The organism is Psychrobacter sp. TS_SC_6, from assembly GCF_056156305.1.
In genome coordinates this window covers 230,733-244,425 of the sequence record NZ_CM149590.1, presented here as the reverse complement: position 1 = coordinate 244,425, position 13,693 = coordinate 230,733, and the positions used below count along the sequence as shown (strand labels likewise).

12 protein-coding genes are annotated in these 13,693 nt (G+C 44.9%); 3 read left to right on the top strand and 9 right to left on the bottom strand.

Annotation, left to right across the window (positions count from 1 at the left end):
* Window positions 1-36: 36 nt before the first annotated feature.
* From AC0J5Y_RS01075 to AC0J5Y_RS01060, 4 genes are all read right to left on the bottom strand, one after another.
* On the bottom strand, window positions 37-354 hold the full coding sequence (locus AC0J5Y_RS01075) for an MgtC/SapB family protein (RefSeq protein ID WP_475131141.1): 318 nt from the start codon (window positions 352-354) through the stop codon (window positions 37-39).
* A gap of 51 nt (window positions 355-405) precedes the next feature.
* A complete protein-coding gene (locus tag AC0J5Y_RS01070) occupies window positions 406-1,590 on the bottom strand; it encodes an NAD(P)/FAD-dependent oxidoreductase (RefSeq protein ID WP_475131140.1) in 1,185 nt (394 codons plus the stop codon).
* A gap of 215 nt (window positions 1,591-1,805) precedes the next feature.
* Window positions 1,806-3,767: an acetate--CoA ligase gene (acs, locus tag AC0J5Y_RS01065; RefSeq protein ID WP_475131139.1), complete on the bottom strand. Its 1,962-nt coding sequence runs from the start codon at window positions 3,765-3,767 to the stop codon at window positions 1,806-1,808.
* Between the two features lie 15 nt (window positions 3,768-3,782).
* Window positions 3,783-3,932 carry a hypothetical protein gene (locus AC0J5Y_RS01060; RefSeq protein WP_475131138.1) on the bottom strand — a complete coding sequence of 50 codons (150 nt, stop codon included), beginning with the start codon at window positions 3,930-3,932 and terminating at the stop codon, window positions 3,783-3,785.
* A 221-nt stretch (window positions 3,933-4,153) separates the two neighbouring features.
* On the opposite strand from AC0J5Y_RS01060, the gene AC0J5Y_RS01055 reads away from it, so the two are divergent.
* Window positions 4,154-5,455: a BaiN/RdsA family NAD(P)/FAD-dependent oxidoreductase gene (locus AC0J5Y_RS01055; protein WP_475131136.1), complete on the top strand. Its 1,302-nt coding sequence runs from the start codon at window positions 4,154-4,156 to the stop codon at window positions 5,453-5,455.
* A 74-nt stretch (window positions 5,456-5,529) separates the two neighbouring features.
* On the opposite strand, the gene nemA is transcribed toward AC0J5Y_RS01055, so the two are convergent.
* From nemA to AC0J5Y_RS01035, 4 genes are all read right to left on the bottom strand, one after another.
* The gene (gene nemA, locus AC0J5Y_RS01050; protein ID WP_475131135.1) at window positions 5,530-6,633 is read right to left on the bottom strand and encodes an N-ethylmaleimide reductase; all 1,104 of its coding nucleotides are present in this window, start codon (window positions 6,631-6,633) and stop codon (window positions 5,530-5,532) included.
* Window positions 6,634-6,968: 335 nt separating this feature from the next.
* On the bottom strand, window positions 6,969-7,865 hold the full coding sequence (locus AC0J5Y_RS01045; protein ID WP_475131134.1) for a DMT family transporter: 897 nt from the start codon (window positions 7,863-7,865) through the stop codon (window positions 6,969-6,971).
* 99 nt (window positions 7,866-7,964) lie between these two features.
* Window positions 7,965-8,129: a hypothetical protein gene (locus AC0J5Y_RS01040; protein WP_475131133.1), complete on the bottom strand. Its 165-nt coding sequence runs from the start codon at window positions 8,127-8,129 to the stop codon at window positions 7,965-7,967.
* Between the two features lie 21 nt (window positions 8,130-8,150).
* The gene (locus tag AC0J5Y_RS01035; RefSeq protein ID WP_475131132.1) at window positions 8,151-8,288 is read right to left on the bottom strand and encodes a hypothetical protein; all 138 of its coding nucleotides are present in this window, start codon (window positions 8,286-8,288) and stop codon (window positions 8,151-8,153) included.
* A gap of 76 nt (window positions 8,289-8,364) precedes the next feature.
* Between AC0J5Y_RS01035 and AC0J5Y_RS01030 the strand changes: the two genes are divergently transcribed.
* Window positions 8,365-9,369 carry a lipoate--protein ligase gene (locus AC0J5Y_RS01030; protein WP_475131131.1) on the top strand — a complete coding sequence of 335 codons (1,005 nt, stop codon included), beginning with the start codon at window positions 8,365-8,367 and terminating at the stop codon, window positions 9,367-9,369.
* A 129-nt stretch (window positions 9,370-9,498) separates the two neighbouring features.
* On the opposite strand, the gene AC0J5Y_RS01025 is transcribed toward AC0J5Y_RS01030, so the two are convergent.
* Window positions 9,499-11,634 (bottom strand): 2,4-dienoyl-CoA reductase FMN-binding domain-containing protein, encoded by a 2,136-nt coding sequence (locus AC0J5Y_RS01025; protein WP_475131130.1) that lies wholly within the window; start codon window positions 11,632-11,634, stop codon window positions 9,499-9,501.
* Between the two features lie 348 nt (window positions 11,635-11,982).
* On the opposite strand from AC0J5Y_RS01025, the gene AC0J5Y_RS01020 reads away from it, so the two are divergent.
* Window positions 11,983-13,647, top strand: a complete 1,665-nt coding sequence (locus tag AC0J5Y_RS01020; protein WP_475131129.1) for an AMP-binding protein — start codon at window positions 11,983-11,985, stop codon at window positions 13,645-13,647.
* Window positions 13,648-13,693: the final 46 nt, after the last annotated feature.

Here is a 13,693-nt window from a genome sequence, read left to right as displayed (position 1 = left end):
TCACTGTTCTTTATCGCCATTTTTTGTAAAAATACCTCAATACTGTTGAATGCTCGCTGCCGTCGCCGTCCCTTTTGAGCCTTGTTCATTTTTAAATATCGCGCTGCCACCGATAAAACCCATGCCTGTGATGATGGCATACATGATTCTTGCCTCACCGGCTGAATCATAAATATCCATGCCTACGAGCATAAAAGCACACGAAGCAATGGTCACTAAAGGAAAAGTTCTAAGTCCAGCGCCGTTGTCTTTCATTTCACGGTTAAGTGCAATCGGCAAAGAGAGAATAAAAGCAATACTCAATTGGAAAAAATGGTATTGCATCAAGTCGATATCAATATCAAATTCAAACATCGCGTGTTACCTCCTCTGTATAGCACTTAACATGTTAATTTTTAATATCGGCTATGAGCGCATTTCATCAGCGCAAATCCTTGCTACTGTTTGTGCTGCCATTTGATAGCAGCTTTCGATGTTACCTTGTCCGCACCAATCGCCACTGACAATCCATTGATGCTGCTCATCCACTAAAATACCAAACTCTGTATTATCAAGCTGACTAAGGGTTGCTGCATAACGCCAACGATGACAGTCGATTTGGCTTGGCGTACTATTTTCATCCCAATTCAACGCATGCTTTGCTGCTTGTAGCAAGGTTGCCTTTACAGCTTCTATATTGTCATCGACATACTGCTCCGACCAATCGTTGCGAGCATGAATAGTGATACTGGGTAATAGACTGCTATGGTCAGGTTTTTGATGTTCAATAAAGATACGATCGAGCACCGAATCCTGCACATAAGCCACATCCCATAAAGGGGGTGACATGTTTAATGCAGGAGGTAAAAGCTGCTCTTTATTCCACCCAAGCATCAAGGTATAACAAGCCTGCATCTGTGCTTCGCTAATTTTTGCAAGCTCTTTAAAATTACTATCTGCCATCAGCTCTACAGCCTGACCATTGGGCGCTGTACAAATTACCCAATCATAGCTGCCAAGGCTGTTACCATTCTCATCAAACAGCTCAGTTTTATTATTAGCCTCATTTTGTTCTACAGAATCTTCTTTGCGTAATGGCGCCACACGAGTTTTAAAGTTTATAGTTGTATGCTTTAATTCATCAGCCAAGGCACGACCCCAACTGGTCATTTTGGGCGCGCTGATATAACGCGCTTGGGTACTGCTCCATTGCTCCTTGGCTTGTATGTCAGCATTCTGAGCGGCATCGTCAGAAGGGATTAAGTCCACCACATTGGCATACCATGGCTGCAATAAATCACTCTTTAGCCAAGGCTTGATAAACTGCTGAAAGTCAGTACTTTTGGCAGTAAAAAACTGGGCGCCAAATGCCCATTGCCAGTTTTTATGCGTTGCACTGTCCGTGCGATAGCGGGTTGCCAAACGACCAACGCTACGGGATTTCTCAAAAATAACAACGCTTGGTACGATCGACTGGTTTTTAAAATTAGCATTGTCTTGAGTAAACGCGCGCTCCAATAAAGTAGCCGTAAATAAACCAGTCAAACCCCCGCCAATAATCGCAATTTTAGGCATTGATTGTTCAGTAGTATGCAAAGCAAAATCAGTCATGATGACAATAAACCTTGTAAAATATTTGGCAAAATAATAAGAAATCAGATGATTATTTAAAAAAATATTAGACCTCTAAAGCCTACTAATATCAATGATATCTCGGTAAAAAGCCATGCTACCTTTATAGCATGGCTTTTTATTTTATAGCTTAGCGTACGATCATCTTCAAATACTGGTCATATTCAAAGCCCATTTATATTGAACCAGCACTGTTACTTTGTCCGTTCAGTTTTGACCACTTCGACCAGCTCATTGATGACAGAGCTATCAGCAAGGGTGGATAAATCACCCAGTCCAACATACTGCCCTGCCGCCAGACTACGCAAAATACGGCGCATGATTTTGCCAGAGCGGGTTTTGGGTAGTACATTGACCATATAGATGGCATCTAGATTGGCAATCGGACCAATCTCAGAGCGTACGTGACGGTTTAACTCCGATTTTAGTGATTCAGTTGCCGTTTCACTCGATTTTAAGATAACAAAAGCGCAAATTCCCATGCCACGTATGTCGTGCGGCATTCCTACAACAGCTGCCTCTGCCGTCGCTGGGTGTGCAACGATCGAGCTTTCAATCTCTGCCGTGCCCAGTCTATGTCCTGACACATTGAGCACATCGTCGACACGACCGGTAATCCAATAGTGACCATCTTCATCACGCTGTACCCCATCACCCGTAAAATAATAGCCGGGATACTCGGTAAAGTAAGTCGCTAAAAACCGCGCATGGTCTTGATAAAGGGTACGCATCTGACCGGGCCAGCTACTATTAATCACCAAATTACCCTCAGCCGCACCTTCAAGCGCAACGCCATCGGTATCAATGACTTCAGGGACGATACCATATAGAGGATTCATCGCCGAGCCCGGCTTCATTGCGACCGTCCCCGGTATTGGCGCGAGCATGATACCGCCAGTTTCTGTCTGCCACCAAGTATCGACAACCGGACACTTGCTGCCACCGACGACATGATAGTACCAGTCCCATGCTTCAGGATTAATTGGCTCACCAACTGTCCCAAGTAAGCGCAGACTTGAACGATCTGACTCACGTACAAAAGTATCGCCTTCTTTCATCATGGCTCTGATAGCGGTCGGTGCAGTATATAGAACGGTAATTTGGTGCTTATCGATAATATGCCCAATGCGCGCCCATGTCGGATACTCTGGCACGCCCTCAAACATCACTGTCGTGGTGCCATTGGCAAGCGGCGCATAAGTAGCATAAGTATGACCCGTCACCCAACCGACGTCTGCGGTACACCAGTACACATCCTCCTCTTTAATATCGAAAACATCACGAAACGTGGACAGCGCATAAGTGATATAACCGCCTGTGGTGTGCAACACGCCTTTGGGCTTGCCTGTTGACCCTGATGTATATAATAAAAATAGCGGGTCTTCTGCATTCATGACTTCAGGCTCGCAGTGCTGCGACTCACCATCGACCAAGCTGTGATACCAGATATCACGGCGACCACTCATCGGCACTGAGTTACCCGTACGATGGACGACGACAACATTGCTGACGCTGTCTGTGCCATCCATATCTAGAGCACGATCGACATTGGCTTTGAGCGGCGTACGCTTGTTACCACGGATACCTTCATCAGCGGTAATGACAAGTTTGGACTGACTATCAATGATACGATTACCCAAGCTCTCTGCAGAAAAACCGCCAAATACCACCGAATGTACCGCGCCAATACGCGTACACGCCAGCATAGCAACCACCGCTTCTGGTATCATCGGCATATATAAGGTAACGCGGTCGCCCTTTTTGACCCCAAGCTTGCGCATGGCATTACCTAAGCGACAAACAGCTTCATGCAGCTCTTTAAATGAGATTATTTTATGTAATGAAGGATGGTCCCCTTCCCAAATAATGGCAGGCTTATAGGGATTATTTTTGACATGGCGATCCAGACAGTTGACTGAAATATTCAGCTCGCCATCCTCAAACCACTTAATATGAAAGTCTTCTAAGTCGTAGCTGACATCGCTGATTTTGGTGGGCTTTTTTATCCAATCAATCAGCTCGGCACGCTCCGCCCAAAAGGCATCTGTCGCCTCAGCTGATGCAATCGATTGCTTATATTGTTCAGCATACTGCGCGGCGGTGATATTGGCTGCGGCGAGGAATTCAGGCGCAATGGGAAATGATTTTTGAGTCATGAGCTTCATCCTTTTTTAATCATTATGACCGGTAGCAAACATCGCTGATAGCGAGGAGTGGCACAGGCAATAAGGGTCATCTTCCATAATGGTGACACTCACAGACAGTTTGACAAATATGCCGAATGGTTGCAAGGCATCAACCACTAATCGCAACAATTGCATAGCACATCAGTATGTTTAACAGTGCAGATTCTATGGCAGATATTTTTTACCGCTATTTTTTTAAATGCAGTTGCAACCATGCTATTTAATCCTTGTAACCTGTTATAAAACATGGACAATAGCAATCTGATATCAAGCGCTATAATTGATATCGCCATTCTTTATATGACCACAGGCTCTATGAGCCTTATTTGCTCTTTTAAAATCAGGAACTACCGACCATGGACAATCACCGCACTGCCTCACAATACGCGCATTATGATGTCATCATCATTGGTGCTGGTGCGTCAGGATTATATTGCGCATTAACCGCCGGTCGCCGTGGTCGACGTGTATTGGTACTTGACCACGCCAATAAAGCTGGGAAAAAAATCCTCATGTCTGGTGGCGGGCGCTGTAACTTTACCAACTACTTCGTTGAGCCTGAGCATTTTATCGGTAGCAACCCGCATTTTTGTAAATCAGCACTGAGCCGCTATCCGAGTTGGGAGTTTATCGCTATGGTTGAGCAGCATAAAATACCCTATCATGAGCGCGAGCATGGTCAGCTATTCTGCGATGATTCAGCGCAAGATATCTTGACGATGCTGCTTAATGAATGTGCGGCGGTCGGTGTACAAGTTCGGCTCAATACCCAAATCGACAGCGTGCAAGCACTCGAAAATGATAAAAAGGCACGCTTCCAATTATTAACCAGTAAAGCACTGAGCAAAAAAGACAAACAAGAGCAAAAAGATTCGCCAAATCAAACCAAGCCTGTGCAATCCGGCTTTCGCTGTGAGTCACTGGTGGTGGCAACGGGCGGACTGTCCATTCCAACCATGGGTGCGAGTGGTTTAGGCTATGAGTTGGCACAGCAATTTGGTCATAGCCTGATAACGACTGACGCCAGCCTAGTACCTTTTACCTTTACCGATAAAACTGGCGAGTTGATTCGTACGCTTGCTGGTATTAGTATCCCTGTGATTGCCAGTAATGATCGTATCTCATTTAAATTACCACTACTATTTACCCATCGCGGACTCTCTGGTCCTGCCATGCTGCAACTGTCCAACTACTGGCATACAGGCGAAACCATCAGTATCAATCTGCTCCCCGATATTGATATGAACGAGCTATTGCTTGCACATAAAAAATCACACCCAAGACAGCTTATCCGTACGGTATTGGCTGATTATACGGATAATGCATTACCCAAAAAATTGCTTGCAGCTCTACAAACGACTCTGTGGGATGACATTAAAGACAAAGAGCTTGCCAATATTAAAGATGAGCGTTTAATTGAACTTGGTGAAACACTTAATGGTTGGCAGCTAAAACCTTCTGGCACCGAAGGCTATCGTACTGCTGAGGTCACGCGCGGCGGCGTTAAGACCGATGAAGTGTCGTCAAAAACCATGCAGAGTAATTATCAAGAAGGGCTATATTTTATTGGTGAAGTGTTGGATGTGACAGGCTGGCTTGGTGGTTATAACTTCCAATGGGCGTGGGCAAGTGGCTTTGTTTGCGGTGAGATAGCTTAAATCATATTGACCAAAACATAAAAAGCCACCTTGCTAATCATAGCAAGGTGGCTTTTTTATTGACCGTCAAACCATTATGCTTGGTTTAAAAACGGATAATCGGTATAGCCTTCTGTGCCGCCGCCATAAAAACTCTCTGGGTGCTGCTCATTGAGTGTCGCGCCTTCTCGGATGCGCTCAGCCAAATCAGGATTGGCGATATAATCACGGCCAAACGCCACAGCATCGATGTAGCCTGACTTGATGTTTCTTTCAGCCTTTTCCGCTGTATAACCACCTGCGGCAATGATTGTCTGATCAAAGGCATCGCGAACACGCTGACGGAACGCATCGCTATAAGGCGTTCCACCTGCCCAATCAGGCTCAGATAAATGCAGGTACATAATAGCGCGTTGATTGATTTGCTCAATCAACCAAATATTTTCGTCTTCGTTATATCCAGCTTCCACATTATTAAACGTACCAAGCGGCGAGATACGAATACCAACATGGTCAGCATCCCATGCGTCGACACAAGCATCAATCACAGCCAGCATCAAGCGCGCACGGTTCTCACGGCTACCGCCATATTCATCAGTGCGCTGATTGGTATGCTCAACCCAAAATTGATGTAATAGATAGCCATGTGCACCATGAATCTCTACCCCATCAAAGCCCGCTTCTCTGGCGTTTTTGGTCGCAAGACCAAAGTCAGCAATAACTTGCTCTATCTCTTCGAGTGACGCAGGACGCGGTGTGGTCGCTTCAACTCGAATGGCTTGGTTATTGCTATCGCGCAGTGAAGTACGTACTCCCACATGAACATCGGAGGCAGAGATCGGCGCCTTACCATCAGGCTGAACGCTTTCGTGCGCTACAAGACCAGTGTGCCAGAGCTGTACGACTATCTTGCCGCCTTTTGCATGGACATTATCGACAATGGTTTTCCACGCTGTCGTCTGATCTTCGGTATGGATACCAGGCGCGCCCGCATAGCCTTTTGCCTGAAAAGAAACCTGTGTCGCTTCAGCAATGACAAGCCCAGCACCGCTACGCTGTGAGTAATACTCGCCAGCAAGCGCTGTAGGAATATCACCGGGCTCGACAGAACGCAGACGCGTCAAAGGTGCCATAATAATGCGATTTTTTAGGGTTTGGGTGCCCATTTTGACGGGTTCGAATAAATTATCATGTGCCATAAAAATCCTTGTTTGCTGTTATAAAAACCTATTGCTAGATTTATTAAAATAAGTGAATAGCGCTTGATAGTGCGTAAACAACCTAATACAAGTTGCTCAGCCGCTATAGGTAAGTCGTGTTCTTTATAGGGGGCTAAGAAAGCGATTCCAAGCAAAATTTACAAACAAAAACACCAATATAGCGACTTCTTAAATTTTTCAATCACTATTATTCATGCAGTCTTATAGGCTTATTAAGGTAATAGAGATGGTCATCTTAGGCACATTGTTATAGTCATAACGATAGTAGAGTTTAGTAAATCAACAATTAGTCAGTTTAAAGTAAAAAGGATGTCTTAGGATTTAAGCATTTTTTTGATGGATAGCTCTAAAGACAAATACGTCCCAAACAGTATCACCATTGAGCCAATAATCGCAGGCGTATCCAATGCCTCACCAAGCAATAAATAACCCAAAATAATGGCAAAAATCGGAATCACCAAAGTAATACTAGTCGCCCGTACTGGACCAATGCTTTTAATCAACTGATTCATAAAAATCAGCGCAATTGCAGTCGAAAACACACCGATACAAATAACAGAAATCCAAGCAGTGAGACTGATGTTCTTGCCATAAGGGAACTCATAAACTGCCACAGGCAACATAATCACACTGGCAATGATAAGCGAGCCTGCGGTAATCGCTACTGGTGAAACATTTTCCAAATAATTTCGAGTGATATTTGCCCCAAGCGCGTAGCCAACACAGGCCAGTAATGCGTAGCCCATCGGCAATAACCTAGAACCTGACCCAACGCCCTGCCCGCCAAATAAGTTCTCGCTCATTAGAATCATCACGCCGATCACACCGATGACCAAACCGAGAATTTGCTTTTTTGACAGTCTGTCTTTAAAAAATACACTGGCAATAAAGCCGCTTATCATTGGCACAGATGCATTAAGCACTGCCAATACGCCAGCGTTTACCGAGCGCGCTGAAAATGCGAACAGGATAAAGGGCACTGCTGCGGAGAACAGCCCAACCAACGTTAATACTTTCCAATTTTCACGAATGCCTACTCTGTTTTTCTTTTTTAGTATTACAAACACCAACATCGTCAGCCCAGCCAAGACCACACGAAGGCTGGCGAAAGCCAGTGAGCCAAACTCAGGCACGCCAATACGATAAAAAATGAAAGACAGCGACCACATAAAGGATAAGGTGATAAAAATAATGAGGTCGCGGTTAGACATGAGGGTATCCTATCGAGCAGAAGACAGTAAAAAAACCTCGATGATAACTGCTTCATGGCTCAATAGGTGTTGTTTTTTCTATATTTACCTTACATTTTTCTATAAATCGACCTTATCCAAAATAAAATCGATGTTTTTATCGCCACGCCCTGACAAATTAACCAAAATCGTCTCGTCTACTGACATGTCTTTGGCGACTTTCATCGCATAGGCAATGGCATGTGCCGACTGTAAGGCAGGAATAATACCCTCAAGGCGCGACAATGCTATAAACGCTTCTAAATATTATGCATAAGTCGCCAGTTTTAAATCTCGCAGATGCGAATGCTGTGGTACAACCCTCGGATAATCAAGCTTTGAGGCAATCGAATGTACAGGAGCTGGCTCACCTTTTTCATCGACCACATCCCCATTGAAATCCAACCTCGCATCGGCAACAATGACAGTATCTATTTATGACATTCAATCTATAAAAACCATTCGAAAAAAAGGATAAATAATGAAACTGCGCATCTTAAAATCTAGCGTTACCAACCCTTGGTTTAACCTCGCGACCGAAGATTGGATATTTACTACGCTCGACCCTGACTCGCACACGCTATTTTTATGGCGTAATAGCGAGACCGTGGTCATTGGGCGCTCGCAAAATCCATGGGTAGAATGCAAAATCGATAAGATGGAAGCCGACGACATTTTTTTGGCGCGGCGTCAGAGTGGCGGTGGCGCGGTGTTTCATGATTTGGGCAATACCAACTTTACTTTTTTATCACCCAAAGACGACTACGACCAAGAAGCGAACTTTACCATCATCATTAATGCTTTAAAAAAACTAGGTATCGACGCAGATTTATCTGGTCGTAATGATATGCAAGTCGGTGATAAGAAAATATCAGGCAGCGCCTTTAAACATACGGCTGATCGCAGCTTTCATCACGGGACCTTATTGGTCAATGCCAACATGCAAAAGCTGGGCGACTATCTTAATCCGCATCCACTTAAGCTTAAAGCCAAAGGCATCAAGTCTGTACGCGCGCGAGTCGCTAATCTGGTTGAGTTTAATGAAGACACCAATCACGAGACTTTATCCGATGCGATTATCGAAGCGTTCTGTGAGTATCATGGCGACACTGCTCCTGTAGAAGAATTGGATGAAGCAAGCTTTGCCAAGCAGCCTACGTTGAATAAATACTACCAACAAATGGCAGATTGGGATTGGCGATTTGGCAAGACCCCTGAATTTAGCCATCATATTGAGACGCGCTTTGATTGGGGCATTATTGACTTGCATCTTGATGTAAAGCAAGCGGTGATACGCGATGTGGTCATTTTCTCTGATGCACTAAACGTTGAATTGATTGAGCTGTTAAAAGAGACGTTGACTGATATTAAATACGACAAGTATGAGATTAAAGCTAAGCTTGATGAATTAAGCAACGCATATACTGAATTGGCAGCGCAGATTGATAATGTATCTAAGTGGATGATTAGTGAAATGGAAGGTTAGATTTTCTACAAGAAAGTTAGGAGGCAATTAACCGCACTTTGGTAATTAATTGTCTGGTTGAGCAGATATAAAAAAACGGTAAGATAATTAATCTCACCGTTTCTATATTTTATCTAAACCATTCAAACTTTAAATCGCAGCCGCAACCTCAGCACCATCTCTTATAGCACGCTTAGCATCCAGCTCAGCCGCCAGCTTAGCACCACCGATAAGATGATACTGTGCATCAGGCGCATCACCGACATTTGGCATCAGCTCAACAACCGACTCTTGACCAGCACAAACGACGACGCTATCGACACGTAGTAACTGGCTTTGACCTTGGTTATTGGTGATCCAAATACCTTCATTGGTGATTTTATCGTACTTCGCACCTGATACTTGGATGACGCCGTGCGATTTAACATGAGCACGATGTACCCAGCCAGAGGTTTTATTCAGACCACTACCCAAGCGACCTTTGGTACGCTGAATCAAGTACACTTGGCGGATAGGTTTAATGGCTTCAGGCTTGATCAGTCCGCCCTCGGTTTGATAGTCGGTATCAGAAGTTACGCCCCACTCTTCACGCCACTCGCTAACTGACTGCGCTTTTGGACGATAGCTTGGGTCTTTTAGGAGTTCAGGAGCTAGCTCATCTAATGGCTGACCATGTTTGGCGGTCAGATATTCACTAACGTCAAAACCGATACCACCCGCTCCAATGACTGCAACGGTGTCACCGACGGATTTCTCACCAGAGAGCAGTTCAGCATAGCTCATTACTTGTGGTAAATCCGCGCCTTCAAGCTTGCCTGCGAGGCTTCTTGGAACAACACCAGTTGCGACGATAACGTGATGGAACTTGGCTTTTTCTAGCATGGCTTTATCAACTTTGGTATTTAGTTTTATCTCAACACCTAAATGCTCAAGCTCATTAATATAGTAGCGAATGGTTTCAAAGAATTCTTCTTTACCCGGGATGACCTTGGCATAGTTAAACTGTCCGCCTAAGATGTCTTTTGCTTCAAATAATGTGACGTCATGACCACGCAACGCTGCAACATGGGCGGCTGACATACCAGCGACACCGCCACCGATGACAGCAACCTTTTTCGGTTTTTTGGCTTTCTTATACACCAATTCCGTCTCATAGCACGCTTGCGGATTGACCAGACAAGTCGAGCGTTTATTTTCAAAGGTATGGTCGAGACAAGCTTGGTTACAGGCGATACAGGTATTGATGCGATCTGCCTGACCATTTTTGGCTTTATTCACCCAATGGGCATCAGCTAAAAATGGACGCGCCATCTGAATCATATCCGCTTGACCACTAGCGACGATGTCTTCTGCCGTTTCTGGCATATTAATACGGTTGGCCGCCATCATTGGGATACTGATATGTTTTTTAATTTCAGCAGTGAAATCAACAAAGGCCGCACGCGGCACACTGGTGACAATCGTTGGTACACGCGCTTCATGCCAGCCGATACCGGTATTCATGATGGTCACGCCAGCTTCTTCGAGCGCTTTAGCGACAGTGATGACTTCATCCATGACGTTACCGTCTTTGACTAAATCGATCACTGACAAGCGGAATAAAATAATAAAATCTTCACCAACAGCTTCGCGTACGGCTTTGACCACATCGACCGCAAACTTCATGCGATTTTGAATATCACCGCCATATTCATCAGTACGCTTGTTCACATGACGGGATAAAAACTGATTCAGTAAATAACCTTCTGAGCCCATGATTTCCACACCGTCATAACCAGCTTGCTTGGCAAGTTTAGCCGAACGGGCATAATCTTTTACCGTTTGTTGGATGTTTTTAATACTCATCTTACGCGGTTTAAATGGTGAGATTGGCGATTTAATCGGGCTCGCTGATACCGCAAATGGATGATAGCCGTACCGACCACTGTGCAAGATTTGCATGATTATTTTGCTGTCATATTTATGCGCAGCACGGGTCACGCGTTGATGGTTAATCACGTCAGCACGCGTATTCATGGTGCCACCAGCAGGCAGTAACCACCCTTCACGATTGGGCGAAATACCGCCCGTAATCATCATCGCTACGCCACCTTTGGCACGCTCTGCAAAATACGCCGCTAGTTTGCCATAGTTATAAAAACGGTCTTCAAGCCCAGTATGCATCGAGCCCATCACCATGCGGTTTTTAAGCGTGGTAAAGCCCAAATCTAATGGCTCAAATAAATGCGGATAGTGTTCGTTGGTGCTGGCGGTCTCAATAGCATTGGTAGGACGGCTGGCGGACATATCATTTTCCTTATGAATGGTTTATGAGAATATTTGTTAAGAGTGCTTTGTAAGAGTGCTTATATTGCTCGTGCTATAGGATTTAGCGTTACGGTATCGTACCACACCGCCATTATTATCAGCTATGCAGACAAGCGACTGATGAGTGAACACTAAATTCCTAATAGTGAAGAAACGCTTTTTCTAGAAAGCTGATTTTTTTACTGGATTAAATAAACGCCACAAAACCTGTCCAAGTTTTGCCTGCGACTGTCTATAATCATCAGACCCTGATACAGTTGATTGGCGACAGCAAAGCACCATTACTGCGTCATCGACTATAACAACATATGATAAAGGACTATCTAAATGACTGACTTCCACACCGGTCTTGGCAAAAATGCTGCCAACCATCAACCGCTTACCCCTATTGATTTTATTATCCGTAGTGCTCAGGTCTATCCTGACACAACCGCTATCATCTATGACGACTTAGAACATAATAACCTCACCCAAACGTGGCAACAGACTTACGATCGTTGCAGACAACTGGCGGATGGACTACGCAAATTAGGCATCGATAAAAATGACACGGTTGCAGTCATGCTGCCAAACACCCCAGCGATGGTTGAATGCGCTTTTGGCGTACCCATGTCAGGTGGCGTGCTTTGTACGCTGAACACCCGCCTCGATATCAATGCGCTTACCTTTTGTCTACAGCATTCAGAAGCAAAGGTCTTAATTTTAGACAGCGAGTTTGCTGAACATGCTGAAATGATCGATGAAACCTTTCCAAATCTAATTGTGATTCATGCGACAGATGCGGCGCTCGGTATTGAAGGTTTTGGACAAATGAGCTACGAAGCACTAATCGCTAGCTCTGATAATTTGGACAATTGGGAAAAACCATTAGATGAATGGGATGCTATCGCGCTCAACTATACCTCTGGCACGACGGGTAAGCCCAAAGGCGTGGTCTATCATCATCGTGGTGCAACACTCAATGCCGTCTCCAACATTCTAGATTGGGACATGCCCAAGCACCCCATGTATCTATGGACGCTGCCATTATTTCACTGTAATGGTTGGTGCTTTCCGTGGACGATTGCCGAACGTGCGGGCATCAACGTCTGCTTGCGTAAGATTGATGCTGATTTGATTTTGCAGCTGATTGCCAAGTATAAAGTCAGTCATTATTGCTCAGCACCCGTGGTGCACAATATGATTGCTGGCGGCAAGTCTGAATATAAAGACGCCATCAATCATGAAGTCAAAGGCTGGGTTGCTGGTGCGCCGCCGTCTGAAACCATGCTCGCTGCTATGGAAGCTATCGGCTTTCATATCTCGCACGTTTACGGTCTTACCGAAGTCTATGGTCCGGTCACCGTCTGCGCTGAGCAGCAAGAATGGGATGAGCTGGATGTCGCTACTCGTGCGCAAAAGAAGTCGCGTCAGGGCGTGACCTCGCATTTGATGACTGGCTTTGAGCTGTTTAAGCAAGGCACGACCGAGCCAGTTGCTGCTGATGGCGAAGAGATGGGCGAGCTGGCACTGCGCGGTAATATGGTAATGAAAGGTTATCTAAAAAGTCGTAAAGCCACCGAAGAAGCTTTTACTGATGGCTGGTTCCGCACCGGTGATTTGGGTGTCAAATACCCTGACGGCTATATCAAAATCATGGACAGGCTTAAAGACATTATCATCTCAGGTGGCGAAAACATTTCTAGTATCGAAGTCGAAAACGTCCTATATAAAATGCCAGAAATTCAAAGCTGTGCGGTCGTCGCCGCGCCGCATGATAAGTGGGGCGAAGTGCCGGTGGCATTTATCGAGATTCATGAAGGCAGCACCTTGCAGCGCGACCATGTGACGGAGCATTGCAAGCAGCATTTGGCTGGTTTTAAAGTGCCGAAATATATTATCTTTGCTGAAATTCCAAAAACCAGTACTGGTAAAGTGCAGAAATTTGAGCTGCGTCAAGTGGCTAAATCACTGGCGCATGAGACACCAAAAGTCACCGCTAGTATGAAATAAGTCTTTAAAATATGAGAGCATTTTGAATTATTAAATATAAAAAAGG